Annotated in this window: 13 protein-coding genes and 2 pseudogenes; 9 read left to right on the top strand and 6 right to left on the bottom strand. The window is 62.2% G+C overall.

Annotated features, from left to right (window positions below; translation table 11 throughout):
- Nucleotides 1–34: 34 nt before the first annotated feature.
- Nucleotides 35–793 carry an alpha/beta fold hydrolase gene (locus AB4Y34_RS15030; RefSeq protein WP_368716454.1) on the bottom strand — a complete coding sequence of 253 codons (759 nt, stop codon included), beginning with the start codon at nucleotides 791–793 and terminating at the stop codon, nucleotides 35–37.
- Nucleotides 794–898: 105 nt separating this feature from the next.
- Nucleotides 899–1186 (bottom strand): putative quinol monooxygenase, encoded by a 288-nt coding sequence (locus AB4Y34_RS15025; protein WP_368716453.1) that lies wholly within the window; start codon nucleotides 1184–1186, stop codon nucleotides 899–901.
- Between the two features lie 108 nt (nucleotides 1187–1294).
- Between AB4Y34_RS15025 and AB4Y34_RS15020 the strand changes: the two genes are divergently transcribed.
- Nucleotides 1295–2254: a GlxA family transcriptional regulator gene (locus tag AB4Y34_RS15020; protein ID WP_368716452.1), complete on the top strand. Its 960-nt coding sequence runs from the start codon at nucleotides 1295–1297 to the stop codon at nucleotides 2252–2254.
- 87 nt (nucleotides 2255–2341) lie between these two features.
- Here the strand turns inward: AB4Y34_RS15020 and AB4Y34_RS15015 are convergent, their stop codons facing one another.
- Nucleotides 2342–3811 carry an HD domain-containing phosphohydrolase gene (locus AB4Y34_RS15015; RefSeq protein WP_368716451.1) on the bottom strand — a complete coding sequence of 490 codons (1470 nt, stop codon included), beginning with the start codon at nucleotides 3809–3811 and terminating at the stop codon, nucleotides 2342–2344.
- 164 nt (nucleotides 3812–3975) lie between these two features.
- Here AB4Y34_RS15015 and AB4Y34_RS15010 point away from each other — a divergent pair, with 164 nt between their 5' ends.
- Nucleotides 3976–4755, top strand: a complete 780-nt coding sequence (locus tag AB4Y34_RS15010) for an alpha/beta fold hydrolase (RefSeq protein WP_368716450.1) — start codon at nucleotides 3976–3978, stop codon at nucleotides 4753–4755.
- Nucleotides 4756–5526: 771 nt separating this feature from the next.
- Here AB4Y34_RS15010 and AB4Y34_RS15005 read toward each other — a convergent pair.
- Nucleotides 5527–5713, bottom strand: a pseudogene (locus AB4Y34_RS15005) (NADP-dependent glyceraldehyde-3-phosphate dehydrogenase); the annotation flags it as partial.
- A gap of 425 nt (nucleotides 5714–6138) precedes the next feature.
- Between AB4Y34_RS15005 and AB4Y34_RS15000 the strand changes: the two are divergent.
- Nucleotides 6139–6717, top strand: a complete 579-nt coding sequence (locus AB4Y34_RS15000; RefSeq protein WP_368716449.1) for a hypothetical protein — start codon at nucleotides 6139–6141, stop codon at nucleotides 6715–6717.
- Between the two features lie 23 nt (nucleotides 6718–6740).
- On the top strand, nucleotides 6741–7250 hold the full coding sequence (locus AB4Y34_RS14995; RefSeq protein WP_255209158.1) for a hypothetical protein: 510 nt from the start codon (nucleotides 6741–6743) through the stop codon (nucleotides 7248–7250).
- 303 nt (nucleotides 7251–7553) lie between these two features.
- Here the strand turns inward: AB4Y34_RS14995 and AB4Y34_RS14990 are convergent, their stop codons facing one another.
- Both AB4Y34_RS14990 and AB4Y34_RS14985 read right to left on the bottom strand, forming a co-directional pair.
- The gene (locus AB4Y34_RS14990; protein WP_176384459.1) at nucleotides 7554–8786 is read right to left on the bottom strand and encodes a hypothetical protein; all 1233 of its coding nucleotides are present in this window, start codon (nucleotides 8784–8786) and stop codon (nucleotides 7554–7556) included.
- 515 nt (nucleotides 8787–9301) lie between these two features.
- Nucleotides 9302–9489 (bottom strand): annotated as a pseudogene (locus AB4Y34_RS14985) (EthD family reductase).
- Between the two features lie 227 nt (nucleotides 9490–9716).
- Between AB4Y34_RS14985 and AB4Y34_RS14980 the strand changes: the two are divergent.
- The 5 genes from AB4Y34_RS14980 to AB4Y34_RS14960 all read left to right on the top strand — a co-directional run bounded on the left by AB4Y34_RS14980 (nucleotide 9717) and on the right by AB4Y34_RS14960 (nucleotide 14824).
- Nucleotides 9717–9890 carry a hypothetical protein gene (locus AB4Y34_RS14980; protein WP_176384462.1) on the top strand — a complete coding sequence of 58 codons (174 nt, stop codon included), beginning with the start codon at nucleotides 9717–9719 and terminating at the stop codon, nucleotides 9888–9890.
- A gap of 431 nt (nucleotides 9891–10321) precedes the next feature.
- Entirely contained in the window at nucleotides 10322–11635 is a 1314-nt protein-coding gene (locus AB4Y34_RS14975; protein ID WP_368716448.1) for a serine hydrolase domain-containing protein, read from the top strand.
- A 38-nt stretch (nucleotides 11636–11673) separates the two neighbouring features.
- Complete coding sequence (locus AB4Y34_RS14970) at nucleotides 11674–12540, top strand: NmrA family NAD(P)-binding protein (protein ID WP_368716447.1); 867 nt, start codon at nucleotides 11674–11676, stop codon at nucleotides 12538–12540.
- Nucleotides 12541–12609: 69 nt separating this feature from the next.
- Nucleotides 12610–13626, top strand: coding sequence for an aldo/keto reductase (locus tag AB4Y34_RS14965; protein ID WP_368716446.1), 1017 nt, complete (start codon nucleotides 12610–12612; stop codon nucleotides 13624–13626).
- A gap of 22 nt (nucleotides 13627–13648) precedes the next feature.
- Nucleotides 13649–14824 carry an MFS transporter gene (locus AB4Y34_RS14960; RefSeq protein ID WP_176384468.1) on the top strand — a complete coding sequence of 392 codons (1176 nt, stop codon included), beginning with the start codon at nucleotides 13649–13651 and terminating at the stop codon, nucleotides 14822–14824.
- The last annotated feature ends 4 nt before the right edge of the window (nucleotides 14825–14828 follow it).

The following is a 14828-nucleotide window of genomic DNA, read 5'->3' as shown; positions in this document are numbered from 1 at the left end:
AAGCCGACAGGTGCCCCATCGAGACGATCACCGGTCAGTTCGTCGACTTCGCCGCAGCCTCAATCACTCGCGCGACCGTGGCTGGCTGAGAGATAAAGACAGCGTGGCTTGCGCTCACCTCGGTCACCTTGGCACCCGAGCGCTGATACATCCAGCGCTGAAGCTGAGGGCTCACCATGTGATCCTGTGTAGTCAGGATGGCGTAGCTGGGCTTGCTTCGCCATGCCGCCACGGAGACCGGCGCGCCTAATGCTTTCTCGGCGAGTTGGTCCTGCGAGTCCGCCAGGAATTGCGCGTCCGAGGGCGAAACGTCGGCTGCGAAGTTCTCACGAAACTTCGCAGGCGGGAGGAAGAAATACTTATCCGGCGTCGCTCGCATCGCATCGTTGGGCGCGGCGAACTTTTGCAAAAGCTGACCGCTGGCTTCGCCGGCATCGGGTTGCAGTGCGGCCACATAGACGAGCGAGCTGACCTTCGGGTCCGCACCTGCCTCCGTGATTACGGAGCCGCCGTAGCTGTGACCGACCAGCACCACCGGGCCCTGCTGCTGATCAATGACGCGCCTGGCCGCATCGACGTCCTCGGCGAGGCCCGTGAGCGGTTCTTGCACGATCGCCACATGGTAACCATCCTTGACCAGGAGGTCGTGGACGGCCCGCCAGCCGGAACCATCCACCAGTGCGCCGTGGACAATGACAATATCTTTCGAGGCCGCCTTCGCCTCGGCGTGCGCCATCGTGGTGCCCAGGGCAATCAGGGCGGCAATGGCCAGTTTGTTTCGCAGTGCAGACATTTAAAGCTCCAAGGTTGTACTTAAGTGCCGTCGTTTCGCGCAATCGCGCTTGACGGACGAGGATTGATCGGTGATGGCTAACCGCGAATCACGGCAGCCTGTTCTTCATAGCCCTCCGTCGATCGGTTCGACCGACGGAGGGCTCGCAAGCATCTCGTCGACCCGAGCCATCAGGGCGCCGGCCATGCTCCCGTGCAGGTGTGCCTGGCGATCCTCTTCGCTCGCAAAGGCGTCGAAGACGCCGAACGTCGTCGGTGACAGTCTGAGGGCGAACCAGATCGGTGTGGTCGCCTCCCGATTCGTGAGTTCCAGGCCAGCGTCGAGGAAGTCTGCGACCGCCTGCTCCTTGCCCGGCTTGGCTTCAAGTCGTACCAATAGCGCTTTCTTGATCATCTTTGCTCTCCAGTTCCGCGTGATCCATTCACCCGGTGAGCCAAACTTTACAAATGGAGCGCCTGGGAGAATACTGTCTCAATCGACAATTTTGGTATCAATCCGGCCATGCGAATATATGTCCTCGCACTCGAGGGGGTGTTCGACACCGGCCTCACCACAGTGCTCGACGCCTTGACGACGGCCAACGAACTCGCGCGCGCGACGGGGATGGCAACACCGGGCTTCGATATCACCGTTGCAGGGATGCGGCCAGAGGTGCGCACCGCGCTTGGGCTGCAGGTTCCCGTCCGCGATATGAGAGATGCGCCCGCCCCGGACTGGGTCGTCGTACCCGCGCTCAACAGGACGACGACGGACCTGCTCGTGCCTTCGCTCGGCCGGGCCGACGTGATCGAAGCGCTAGGTGCATTGCGCTCGTGGCACCATGCCGGCGCCCGTATCGGAGCTGCCTGCACGGGTACCTTCGTGCTGGCCGAAAGCGGCTTGCTCGACGGGGGCGAAGCCACCACCACCTGGTGGCTCTCGCCGGTGTTCCGGCAACGTTACCCGCACGTTCACCTGGATGTGCATCGCATCGTCGTTCCCAGCGGTGACACAGTGACGGCAGGGGCCGCGCTGAGCCATCTCGACCTGGCGCTCTGGCTGATCCGCAACAACAGCCCGGAGCTTGCGGCGTTGGTGGGCAAGTACCTCGTATTCGATTCGCGACCCTCGCAGTCGGCCTTTGCGATCTCCGATCACCTGGCCCATTCGGACCCGCTCGTCGAGCGTTTCGACCGCTGGGTGCGCGAACACCTCGACACGGCCATCGCCCTTGACGACGTCGCGGACGCATTGGCTACGTCCACGCGAACGTTGGCGCGGCGTCTGAATGAAGTGCTCGGTAAAACGCCCGTCGAGTACATACAGGATCTGCGGGTCGAGCGCGCCGTTCATCTGCTGAAAACGAGCAAGGACAGCGTGGATCGCATCGCCGAGCAGGTCGGCTACGCAGACGGCGTCACATTGCGGACGCTACTTCGGCGGCGGATAGGTAAGGGGGTCCGTGAGTTGCGGGCGTCGTGAGTCTTATCGACTATTGGAGTATGCGGTGGCCGTGGGCGCGCCAGTACCACCAGCCTTTAGGAAATGGCTGATCGGCCGCCAGCCCGCTCACAGCAGCCCCATGGTCGAGCCCTTCAGTGTCGCCGCAGCGCGCGTGGAGCAGCCGAGCTTGCGAAACACGCTTTCGACATGGGTGCGCACCGTGCTCGGACTCAGCGCCAGTTCGCGCGCGATCTCCTTGTTGCTCGCACCGAGGCTGATCGCACGTAGCACGTCCGTTTCACGCGCCGACAGACTCGCCGCCTGCTGCCGCGAGCGGGTGGCGCCATGTGACGTAGGCCTGGAAACGATCAACGCGTCGACGACATCGCTATCGAATCGTCCTTGGTCCGCTTCCGCGCGTAACACCTTCTCTCCTTCGTCCGCCGGCATGGCGTCGCGCCAGGGCCGCAGGGAGCGCAGGGCGACCCACGCCACTGACGCGGCGAGAATACGCGCCTCGAGGGTCAACGCTTCGCCGCTCACGCCTCGAAAATACCCTGAGCCGTCGAGCCGTTCGTATGCGTACGATGCAAGCTCGGCGACCTGCGCGAGCGCCCCGGTCTGCTTGCCCGCGCGCGCGGTCCAATACGGGACGAGCCGTACCTTTTCCCACGCGGATGCGGATAGACGTCCCGCCGATTGCCACAGCGCATTGGGCACTGCCGCGCGCCCTATGCCGTGAATCAGGCCTGCGCAGTAGAGGCGGTCCTGTGCCGCTGCGTCGAGCGCGAGCCGTTCGCAGCACGTGGCGGCCGTCGCCGCGACTGCGCGCGAGAATCCCGTCATCCACGGCAGCTTGAGATCGATGACGTCGGCGATGAGTTCGGCCGACGTCGTCTGGCGCATCTGCGGCGTCATCAGCTCGTTGTCGGCCCGAGCCGCTTCGGTATGCTCCAGAGCATCCAGCCATTGCGACGCCTGCGCGATGACGATCATCGCCAAACGCTGCGGATAGCGCGCGTTGGCCTGGTGGGCGATCGATTTGAGCGCACGCTCGAGTCCGTAGACACGGCTGAATATTTCCAGGTCGCCTGCCAGCCACACCACGAATACGGCATCCGGCACCGCGGCGCCGGCCAACCGGTCTGGCATGCCGCTGCCGTCCCACTTCTCGAAGATGTGCCGCAGGGGGGCCTCGGTCTCACGCTCAAGTCCCATGATCCGCGCGACTTCGCTGGACACCTCGCAATGGATCTGAGTCAGGGGCGTCAGAGCGACACTCACCCCGCCGAGCGCTTCAAGCGGTCCTGCCCAGTCGGGTCGCAGCGCCAGCATGGCCTCTCGCCCCGCGACATCGTCGCCGAGCACATCGGTGAATCCCGACGCATTCGCGGTGCAACCGGACCAGCGCAACAGCGAAGCCTCCACCGCCGCGGTGCGGCTGGATTCGTCGAGACCGGACGCGTGGGCCAGCCGGGCCGCGAGCCACGCCGTGCGCGACGAGTGGTCGGTCGGCTGGCCCATGCTGAGGTCACCGATAAAGGCAAGCGCCTTGACCGCGTCGAAAACACGAATTGCGAAACCGTCGTCGTTCATCCCTGGCGATGCCCCCTCGGACTCGGGCCTAAATGGCGTCCATCCATGATGGGCACGATGCCCACCGCCGGCTTGCGGCGGGGTCGGTCATTTGACCGATACCGTCCGGACAGGCTGCTCGCGATACTGGTGGCTCACTCTACACCCTTGAGGAACAGCCCATCATGAACCGTCATTTGAAGAGATATCTCGCTTCGGCGCTATTGCTCGGGAGCGCATTCTCATTGAACGCCGCCCATGCCGCTCCGCCGCAGGATATGAAAGGAACGAGTGTCGTCCTGGTTCACGGAGCTTTCGCTGACGGATCGAGTTGGGACAAGGTGATTCCGTTGCTCGAAGCGCGCGGTCTTCATGTGGTCGCGGTTCAGAACCCGCTCAGCTCGCTTGCGGATGACACGGCAGTCACCGAGCGCGCAATCGACCAGCAAACCGGTCCGGTCGTGCTCGTCGGCCATTCGTGGGGCGGCGCCGTAATCACCCAGGCCGGCAACGACGACAAGGTCAAAGCACTCGTGTACGTCGCCGCTCTCGTCCCGGATAGCGGCGAATCGGTCAACGACTTGTTCAAAGGCAAGCCGGCGACGCCCGGGGCGGGCGAGTTCAAGAAAGACTCCGCGAATTTCCTGACGTTGTCCACCAAAGGCGTGGTGAACGATTTCGCCCAGGATCTGCCGCCGGCGCAAGCGCGCATCCTCGCCGCGACCCAGGGCCCCTGGTTCGCGGGCGCCCTGGACGACAAGGTGGGGACTGCAGCGTGGCACACGAAGCCGTCATGGTACCTGGTCGCCAACCAGGATCGGATGATCGATCCGCACGCCGAAGAAGCGATGGCCAAACAGATCGGCGCAACGACGACGCATGTCAACTCGAGTCACGTCCCGATGTTGAGTCAGCCGAAGGCGGTTGCCGACGCGATCATCGCAGCGGCAAGCAAAGTCAACTAACAGCGGCGGCGAACATGCAGCCGTGGGAGTTGCGCAACCATGCACAGCAGATCCTCCTGGCCATCGCAAAGGATTTGCGAACTCCGCGGAGCCGGGAAGCGCAGTTTCGCGCGCACCGCCGCGGCCACGAGCGAAATCATTGCGACCCGCGATAGAACGCTGGAAGGTTTCGGCGCTGACGCGCTCATCAAGGTTGACGGCCGCGACGCCGCGAGGCTTCGCCGGTCTCAGCATGTCCACCTCTGCGTCGAACCGGGCGAGCACGTCGTAGCCGTGGCCCCGACGTTCCGTCGCCCCGACGTTCCGTCGCCAGAGCCACCCGCACATCAAATGGGTACCAGTGACAGTGACTGAGCCTTTACCGGCAGTGCCGGCAAGCCCATCGCCGGGCACTGCGACGGGCGGCCAACATGGTGGCATTTTCGAGAGATTAAGGCCCCTTGCGGCGCTTCATTCATATGAACGGCCGATGCTGGCTTGAGATATCCTCTTTTGAGTGAGCCATGAAACATCTAAGTAAGACGTTTTTCGCTTCGGTTCTCGTGCCGGCGCGGGGCGGATGAAAACCCCGAGTGGAAGAGGATACGATTCGCCGGATGTCACGGGTAGTGGCGTCGGTGCGGCGGGCACTAGCCCTTCGACGCGATCTTCCAAGCGCAAGGCCAATGGTCTGAATATGGGTACCCGTGACGGCGCGAACAGCGACGTCAACAGACCACGGAACGGCCCAAGGCAAGACGGCCAGTAGCCAGCCGGTTGCCCGCGGCGTCATTCGCCGCGGCCGTGATCGTCGTTACGCACTGCAGCATCGAGTGCGGCATCGCTCTGTGCTTCACCATCACGGATAACTGCCGATCTCTACCTGCTAGCGCACGCTCGAAGCTTGCCGAACGCAGACAGGCGAGCCCACCGTCTTACAGTCGTCGTACGAGGCTCTCAGTTCGCCGTTGACGCGCGAGCCGGTAGTCGCGATCGAGCAGCTGCGCATGACGAAGATCGGTGTTGAATGCCGAAGTGGCAGCAGCCGAGGATGCGAGAGGCAACTTTAGCGACGCCGTTCAATGCCCTGTGCAAGAGCGGTGGGGCGCGCACGGAAGCTGACGAAAAGCCGGACTCCGTTCGCATTATCGTTTCCGTGGTCGGTACTCGATAGTTCAGTCTCGGCGCCTGGCGGCCGTAGGGCGCAGATCACTCTGAGATTTGGAACGTCGTTTGCTCAGATGTCTCCGTCGGCGGTGGCACACTGCGCTTGCGCTTCGAAAGCCTCAAGTGCATGGATCAATTTTCTGTCGTGGACCCGATCGTTGATGAGCACCGTTGCACCGCAGACTGTTACGCGCGAAGCGCGTGATCGACGGCACCGGTAGAGCAGAGACGGTAGAAATGCAAAAGAACATGGTGTGGGCCGACAACGCGAAGTCCGTTGTCGCAGCCAAACGCCCCCACGTAACAGCGCTGATCGCGCTGGCGCTGGCGGTGTCGTCCGCATTGAGCGGCTGTAGCTCGTTGTACTCGGAAGGCGCGGTCGCGGGCGCCGGTATCGCGGGTGCCGCGGTCGCGGGCAAGGTCACGAGCAATGCGGCGGTCGCGACCGGTATCGGTCTTGGCGCGGTCGCCGCCGCGCGCGCCGGCGTGCAGTACTCGGAGCGCGTGGTCCACACGAATACGCAGAACAGCATCGCGCAGGCGGCTGGTCCGCTCGAGGTCGGCGCGGTCGCTCCCTGGAGCATCACCCACTCTTTCCCGATCGAAGACGACGAGCACGGCCGCGTGACCGTCAGCCGCCTGATCAGCACCGGCGCGCTCGATTGCAAGGAAATCGTCTTTTCCGTCGATCAGAACGCAACGCGCGACAAGCCCGCGAGCAGCGCGTTTTACATCGCATCGGTTTGCCGCGACGGTAAGGATTGGCGTTGGGCATCGGCCGAACCCGCCACCGAGCGCTGGGGTGCGCTGCAATGATATTGCGTTCGCCTGGCGTTCCGATGGGTGATCGGCTACGGCTCATCGCGGCCGGCGCCCTATGCGTCGGCGCGAGCCTGCTGGCGAGCGGCTGCGCGTCGATCGGCGCCGCGAGCGGCGCGGCGGCGGGTGTCGCTTCGGGCATCGTGACGAGCAATCCGGCCGTCGCGCTCGGCGTCGGCGTGGCGGTGCAGGCCGCCACCGACGAAGCGGTCGCGCGCTACATGCGCAGCATGCACAAGGATCAGCAGGATCTGATGGCGGCGCTGGTCGGGACGATGGCGGTCGGCGAAACGAAACCGTGGTCGGTCAAGCACACGTTGCCGATCGAAAACGGTCACGGCCAGGTGCGCGTGACGCGCGCGGTCAACTCGGCGCTCGCGCTGTGCAAAGACTTCGTGTTCTCGGTGCAGGACGGCGACGGCCCAAACGCGCCCGAGAGGTGGTTCACGGCGAGCGCGTGCCAGCAGGACAAGGGCTGGAAGTGGGCGACGGCCGAGCCGGCGGTCGCACGCTGGGGCAACCTGCAATAAAAAAAGCGGCGAGTGTTTCTCGTTGCTTCTTGCCTCCGTCATTAACGACGGAAGGCCCCATCGTAAGCAGTTCCTGGAGGACGCAGTCCACCTTGCGCGCGCAGGGCAGCCCCCGATGACCACGATGCAGTCCTGATGGGGCTGCATCGTTGAGCACAGCCCCGCGTGATAGATCGCACGCTAGCAGGAGTGATTTAACGTCGCTCTGTACATCGCAGAAGCGGCGGCGCCTTCCAATCAATGGTCACGCTAGAGCACACGGGTCGACAGCTCCCGCTAAGCCGAAGCGGGTGTGGATCGACGCTACCTTGCGGCGAACACCGAGACCCCGCCATTGACGAATCCATTTGCGGCGCAACTCGGGCATCCTGCTGGCGATGTCGCCGAAGAGTAGGGAACGAAAATCAGCCCTGTCGCCGGGTCGACTGCAACCGAATGCGCATTGTTACCAGTGTTCAGGCGAGTGACAACGCTGCGGGAACCGGCGTCGACAATGGTTAGTACCGGCGTACACGGCGATGCGGCCGAGCAGGCGCCATTCGTCGAGGCATTGCCGGAAGAAGTCCAACGGCTTGCCGCGTTGTAGTAGCGATTGGTGGACACATCGTATTCAAGCTGATCACCTCCACCCGCGTTGAGGGACGCCAGGAGCGCGCCGTTTGAACGATCGATAATCTGCATGAGCAACGGCGCGCCAGTCGTCCCTTCTCGGCAACCGACCGCAATATCGTTCCCAGGCCCGAGCGCCAACCCAGTAGGATCGCAGTTACCTTCCCCATACATCGCGACGCCCGCAAGGGTTGTATAGTTCTGCGTGCCGCCGTTTGGTATTGCGCGAACAGACACTCCCGGCAGTTTTACGAGTTCACCATGAGGATTCGTCGTGCTGCCGTCTACGTTCACGTAGAAGTTGTCGCTCGTGGCGTCGTACCGGCAGGCTTCGAGTCCGGCAGTGGGTTTACCCGCGTTGTCAGTGAATGTGACCTTTGCCACGACGGTCTGAGTTGCCGTGTTGATGAATGTCGCGAAGGGCGGGTTCTCTTCCGGACTCGAGATCATGAAGATGCCATGGGTCGAATCGAGACAACCTTCATCTGCGCGCACGCCGGTTGTGCTGACCACTATCTTGCTTATCACTGCCCCTGCTGCAGGGTCGACGATCTTCACAGAATTCACGTCCCCCGCATAGATGAGGCTGCCGACAGGCGTCGCGCCGTCCGGACCGGCCTGCGAATTTGGACCGGGTCCAAGTCCCGTAAACGCGAGCGGACCGCTCCCCTGGATTGCCTTGACGAACGACTTCGACGGAATGTCGATCTGATCCAGCGAAGCGTTATTTCTGTCGGTAAAAAAGTAATGGCTACCGGAAACGACGCCGATATCAAAGGAAAAGTTGACGCCGGTCTTGATGTTCGGCACGGCAATGTCCGATACATAATGCGGCCCGCTTGTAAGGTTGTCCCCGCCGCCACAGCCCGCAATAACGACCGCCACCGACGCAACCGCCATTGCACTTGCCCAAATGTACCTTCGCATCGCCCACCTCCTCTGATCGTTGAAATATGTCGAGCTTCGTCAATGCGTCCGCAACAGTGGAATCCGCCGCTACAGCATACGCTTTCCATTAAGTAGTCGTCCGTATCGTATTCACCAGGTATCAGACGTGATTTGCTTCAGTTTTTCATAAGGTTTCCGTGGAGCGTTGCCGCTGCCGCTGCCCTGAACAAGGCGACTCCGCAAATGCAGAGCGGAACTTTTAGCCATTCAATGTCGCGAAGTTCGCCATACCACCATGCTCGGGCTTCGCGCCAAAACCAGCTGACAAAAGGGCCCGTCGCGGCGAGATGCAATCGGTTAGCACCGGTTTGCACGCCTCCATGAAAGCGCGTTCATTTGCGAGCCGTGAATACGTCGCTCAGCCAACTGCAGACTGATCAGACGCGCGCCGTCCGGCGGGCCACGATAGTCGAGTGTGAGGCATCAGGGCTGATGCTCCTTCTTCACGCGTGGTTGCATGCAGCAAACCGCGGCGCTGGAAGCGCGAGGCAGGACTACGCTTCTTTTGTGTCAAAGATCAGAAGATCTACACCTGCCTGCGCGAAGTTGCCGAGATCTGCCGCAGTCGCCTGGCCTTTCAGGCCCGGTAGTGTCTTCGCCAGTGGCACATGGTCGACGCGTAGTTGTCATCGAACGCCTTGGCATCCGTTCGCTTCTTGTAAAGTGCGGCAAGCTGGGCCATGATTTCGTCTCCTGAAGCCGACCTTGAAAGGGTGGTTTCTTCTCCAGCCGGCGCGGATCCGTAACACCGTCTGCGGTTGAGCCGATGGGCAGCTCGTTGAGTCTATGACACCTCCGCGAGAGTTCAAGCCCGTTCGGAGTGCTGCGCTCACGCAGTGCGCGAGCGCGTCCCACGCGAGCGGCGGCAACGCAACACCACATTCCCCCTCATACTCGACGACAACTTAATTGCTGGCAACGATGATTGCCCCCGCCGTGCACATGAAGGCGGTCACAGACGGCGAGTTCGAGCGCGTCGTTGTCGACGCCACCGCGCGTATCGAGCGGGAAGGTGCCTCACTGGCAGACCTGGTACGGTCCCATGTCGAGATGGAAGTGTGTCCGATGCAGCGCGCGCCATAGCGACGGGGAGCCGACCAGCGAAACCCATCAGGGACAGCGGCGAAGCCGCAACCAAAGTCCGAATGTGCGGTTGCAATCTACCTTCGAGTCATCACGAATTGAATGCTTGGCAAACCGGGGGCGTCCATGTACGGTCATTGGGCCGTTGGTCGGTCAAGGGCCGCTATGGATTGCTCTGCGGTCGTAGCCTCCAGTTACTTCGAACGTCAGCTTTTCGCTTGCGCGATGCAGCACTCGATCCTATTCGTACGGGGTCTCGCGCGCACAGTTAGTGACTCTATGTCACTTAACTAATTCCACCAGTGTCATTTTGTTTTTCTCGCACGTATCCAGAATGCCGTTCATCGAGACGGACAAGAGCAATTCAGATAGCGCGTCGCGTGGAAATCGAGCTGCGACGCTTCCGCTGATGCATATACCGAGGAACAACAATGACCATACAACTGAATCGACGCAAGCTGCTAAAAGGCGCCTCGGGGCTGGTTGCCTCAGCAACACTCGGCTCGTTTGCGATCCCGAATGTGGGCGCGGCTTCGTCCCCCGAACCACGAAATCCGGGGGTAACCCGCCTCCCGGATTCCGCCTCGATCGACCAGCGCCTCCGGCACGCGGTTGCGGATGACACCGTCGCATCCGTCGTCGCGATGGGGGCGACGCGTCACGGAGTCGTTTATGAGGGCGCCTTCGGCCCTGCCAATGCCACGACCGGAGAAGCCATCAGCCCCGATACTATCTTCTGGCTGCTATCGATGACGAAGGCGATCACCGCAACAGCCTGCTTGCAACTGCTCGAACAGGGCAAGCTGAAGCTGGATCAGCCTGCGGGCGAGATCCTGCCGCAACTCAAGTCGCCGCAAGTCCTCGACGGATTCGATGCCTCGGGTCAGCCGAAACTGCGCCCGGCGCGCAATGCGGTCACGGTGCGTCATCTGTTGACGCACACGTCGGGATACACGTACAGCATCTGGAGCGACCAGATTAGCCAGTACGAGAAGGTCACCGGCATGCCGGATATCGGCTATTCGCTCAACGGCGCCTTTTCCGCACCGCTCGAATTCGAGCCTGGCGAACGCTGGCAATACGGCATCAGCATGGACTGGGTTGGCAAGCTGGTGGAGGCCGTGACAGACCAATCGCTCGAAGTGTATTTCCGCGAACACATTTTCGAGCCGCTAGGCATGCGCAATACGGGCTTTCTGATCAGCAGTGCCCGGAAAAAACGTGTCGCGACCATGCACAGGCGGCAGGCTGATGGCTCCCTCACACCCGAGGCGTTCGAGACCAACCAGCGCCCCGAATTCTTCATGGGTGGCGGCGGACTGTTCAGCACACCGCGCGACTACATGACGTTCCTGACGATGCTGCTCAACGAAGGAACATACCGCGGAGAGCGAATCCTGAACTCCGATACCGTAAAGACGATGTTCCGCAATCACATCGGCGATCTGCGGGTTCAGGAAATGAAGACGGCACAGCCGTCATGGTCGAACAGCTTCGATCAATTCCCAGGCGCCGTGCACAAATGGGGGCTGTCATTCGACATCAATACCGAACCGGGCCCGCACGGACGCAGTGCAGGCAGCGCTAGTTGGGCCGGTCTCCTCAACACGTATTTCTGGATTGATCCGGTCCGGCGCGTGGCCGGCTCCCTATTTACCCAGATGCTGCCGTTCTACGACGCACGCGTCGTGGATCTCTATGGCCAGTTCGAGCAGTCGTTCTACGACCGTCTGCCGCGCGCCTAAGCACATCACTGTACCCACACCTTATAAGGAGCAGGAACATGTATGCAATCACTGGGATCACCGGGAAGGTCGGTGGCGCCTTGGCCCGGGAACTCTATGCGGCAGGCCAACCGGTTCGCGGTGTCGTGCGCGATACGGCACGCGCCAGTTCATGGGCTTCGCTCGGATGCCAGTTGGTGACGGCACGTTTGGAAGACGCTGCTGCGCTAGCGGCAGCGTTTGAGGGTACAGACGGTGTGTTCATTCTGCCGCCGTCCGAGTTCGATCCCACGCCCGATTTTTCCGAAGCCCGTGCAGTAATCGATGCGGTATCCAAAGCAATCCGCATGGCCCGACCCAAAAAGGTGGTCTGTCTGTCGACCATTGGCGCAGAGGCCAGAGAAAGCAATCTGCTGACGCAACGTACGTTGATGGAGCGCGCGCTCAGCGACCTGCCGATACCCGTGGCCTTTCTGCGTCCGGGCTGGTTCATGGAAAACGCCGCCTGGGATGTTGCATCGGCACGCGACGGTGGCGTGATCCAGAGCTATCTGCATCCGCTCGACAAACCGGTGGCGATGGTCGCGACGGCCGACGTGGGCCGGGTTGCGGCTGGGCTGCTTCAGGAAACGTGGAGCGGCGTGCGCGTCGTCGAGCTCGAAGGCCCGACGCGGATTAGCCCCAACGACCTCGCACACACCTTCGCACGCGTGCTGGGTCACCCGGTGCACGCTGAAGTCGTTAATCGCGAGAGCTGGGAAACGCTCTTTCGTTCGCAAGGGATGCAACACCCGTTGCCGCGCATGCGTATGCTCGACGGTTTCAACGAAGGCTGGATCGAGTTCGAGGGAAAGCCGGAAGAAGTCCTCCGCGGCCGGATCGATCTGGAAAGCGTGCTCGACGCGCTCGTCACCGGCGCTGCGTAATAACAACTCGAAGACCGGATCGTGGCGAGTCTCCCCGCCACCATCGTCTATTGATAAGGGATATCGAAAATGGAATACAGCACACTCGGCCGGTCTGGCCTGCGCATTTCGCGGCTGAGCCTCGGTGCGATGACATTCGGCGCTGGCTCGGGCATCTGGGGTGCCATTGCCGGCCTGGAGTGCGATCAGGCAACCCGGCTCGTCGAACTGGCCGTCGAGCTCGGCGTCAACCTGATCGATACTGCGGATGCCTATTCACAGGGACACTCCGAAGAAGTCGTCGGCCAGGTACTCGATACGCTGGGTCTGGACGAAAGCCGGATGCTTGTCGCGACCAAAGTGCGCTTGCGCACGGGGCCGGGTCACAACGACGTCGGACTCGGCCGCTCGCACATCATGCGCGCGGTCGAAACGAGCCTCAAGCGGATTGGCCGCGATCACATCGATCTGTTCCAGCAGCACGACCGCGATGCGCTCGTCCCGATCGACGAAACGCTACGCGCCATGGACGATCTCGTGACACAAGGCAAGGTTCGGCACATCGGCGCGTGCAATTTCAGTGCCGCTGACCTGGAACGCGCCCGTGCATTCAGCGATCGCACCGACCGGGCATATGTCGTCAGCAATCAGGTCCACTACTCGCTGACGAGTCGGGATATCGAGTACGAAATCATGCCCGTGGCGGCAAGCCATGCGACTGGCCTGCTTGTGTGGAGTCCGCTTGCCGGTGGCTACCTGAGCGGCAAATACGCCGGACATGACCTCAACGGCGGACGCAGATCGAACCTGGACTTTCCCCCTGTCGACGAAACAGCGGGCGCGTCGATCCTGGATGTCTTACGTGAAGTCGCGCGTGAACTCGACAGCACGCCAGCGCAAGTGACCCTCGCGTGGATACTGGCACGAAAGCAGATTACGTCCGTCATCGTCGGAGCTAGAACACGCGAGCAACTGGGCGCCAATCTCGATGCAGGGAACTTGCAGCTCGATGCCGGGCAGATCGAGCGATTGGACGGTGTTTCCGAGCCTCGCCTGCCATTTCCGTACTGGATGCAGCGGTTCCATGACCGGGACCGCAGCATCTAACTCGAATGCTCACGCTAAAGCCATGAGTACTCAAGAACAAGCACAGGCCGGGCCAACGCGGGTAAATGGACTGGTTTTCCAGCTGGCAGGAGCTTGCGGCATTGTGGCGATGGGAAGCTACCTCTCCCAGCCACTGACCGTCCGGATCGCCGCCGATTTGCGGATGGCGCCCGCTCTGGCAGGGTTCATCGTGACGCTCACGCAAATCGGATACTGCACGGGGTTGCTGCTTGTCTCGCCTCTTGCCGACCGACTGGAGAATCGGCGGCTGTTGAGCACGATACTGGCCGGTTCGGGGGCGAGCATGTTGCTGGCTGCGTTTGCAGCCTCGGGCATCGGATTTTTCGTGGCTGCCGCAGGGATTGGCATCTGTTCTGTCGCGGTACAGCTCGTCGTTGCACACGCTGCCCGTCTCTGCAATGCGGCATCGCGCGGACGTGTGGTCGGAGGGGTGACCGGTGGTCTCCTGTGGGGGATTCTCGCAGCGTGGCCGGTCGCCAACGTGCTAGGCGATGCGCTGGGCTGGAGAGCGCTGTTTCTTCTCGAAGCAGCCGCCATCCTCGCGCTGATTCCGTGGTTGCGCAGTATCCTCCCCGCATATCAGCCCCAGACTCGCAGCAGTTATCCGCAGACAGTTGCATCGCTTCCAGGCTACTGGCGCGTATATCGGGAACTGCGCCAACGGACGTACATCCAGTCGCTGCTCTTTGGCGTCTTCAGTATGACGTGGACGGCGCTGCCATTCTGGCTTCGGCAACGCTACGGTTTTCATGCGACAGGTATTGCCGGCTTCGGGCTCGCGGGCGCGGCCGGCGCGCTGGTGGCGCCGTTGGCGGGGCGCGCGGCCGACAGCGGTCGAACGATCGTCACGTCCGTCGCCGCGATCATTGCTGTTGCGGCGGCAGGCCTCGCACTGTGTTTTGATCCGCCATGGGGGGTACTGCTGATGGCGGTTCTCTGTATCAGCGCAGGCGTTCAGGCGAGCCACGTCGTTTCGCAGCGGCGCGTGCTGGCGCTGGAACCGATCGCAGCAAATCGGCTGAACAGCCTGTATGTTGGCGGATTCTTCCTCGGCGGCGCAGCCGGATCGGCATTCGCCGTGCCGCTATTTCGTGGCCATCCGGCGTGGATCGGGGTCGCTGGCGTGTTCGCCGCCGGCCTTGCTCTCGCCTTCGCCAGGTCGCTGAGGTCTTCATAATCAC

Origin of the sequence: Paraburkholderia sp. BR10954 (genome assembly GCF_040965775.1) — a bacterium.
GTDB classification, from domain to species: domain Bacteria; phylum Pseudomonadota; class Gammaproteobacteria; order Burkholderiales; family Burkholderiaceae; genus Paraburkholderia; species Paraburkholderia youngii.
The sequence above is the reverse complement of the archived record's forward strand: the minus strand, read 5'-3'. Positions and strand labels throughout refer to the sequence as shown.

Coding starts and splice junctions, on each gene's coding strand:
- AB4Y34_RS15030 (WP_368716454.1), bottom strand. CDS start 793: ATGTCTGCACTGCGAAACAAACTGGCCATTGCCGCCCTGATTGCCCTG.
- AB4Y34_RS15025 (WP_368716453.1), bottom strand. CDS start 1,186: ATGATCAAGAAAGCGCTATTGGTACGACTTGAAGCCAAGCCGGGCAAG.
- AB4Y34_RS15020 (WP_368716452.1), top strand. CDS start 1,295: ATGCGAATATATGTCCTCGCACTCGAGGGGGTGTTCGACACCGGCCTC.
- AB4Y34_RS15015 (WP_368716451.1), bottom strand. CDS start 3,811: ATGAACGACGACGGTTTCGCAATTCGTGTTTTCGACGCGGTCAAGGCG.
- AB4Y34_RS15010 (WP_368716450.1), top strand. CDS start 3,976: ATGAACCGTCATTTGAAGAGATATCTCGCTTCGGCGCTATTGCTCGGG.
- AB4Y34_RS15000 (WP_368716449.1), top strand. CDS start 6,139: ATGCAAAAGAACATGGTGTGGGCCGACAACGCGAAGTCCGTTGTCGCA.
- AB4Y34_RS14995 (WP_255209158.1), top strand. CDS start 6,741: ATGGGTGATCGGCTACGGCTCATCGCGGCCGGCGCCCTATGCGTCGGC.
- AB4Y34_RS14990 (WP_176384459.1), bottom strand. CDS start 8,786: ATGCGAAGGTACATTTGGGCAAGTGCAATGGCGGTTGCGTCGGTGGCG.
- AB4Y34_RS14975 (WP_368716448.1), top strand. CDS start 10,322: ATGACCATACAACTGAATCGACGCAAGCTGCTAAAAGGCGCCTCGGGG.
- AB4Y34_RS14970 (WP_368716447.1), top strand. CDS start 11,674: ATGTATGCAATCACTGGGATCACCGGGAAGGTCGGTGGCGCCTTGGCC.
- AB4Y34_RS14965 (WP_368716446.1), top strand. CDS start 12,610: ATGGAATACAGCACACTCGGCCGGTCTGGCCTGCGCATTTCGCGGCTG.
- AB4Y34_RS14960 (WP_176384468.1), top strand. CDS start 13,649: ATGAGTACTCAAGAACAAGCACAGGCCGGGCCAACGCGGGTAAATGGA.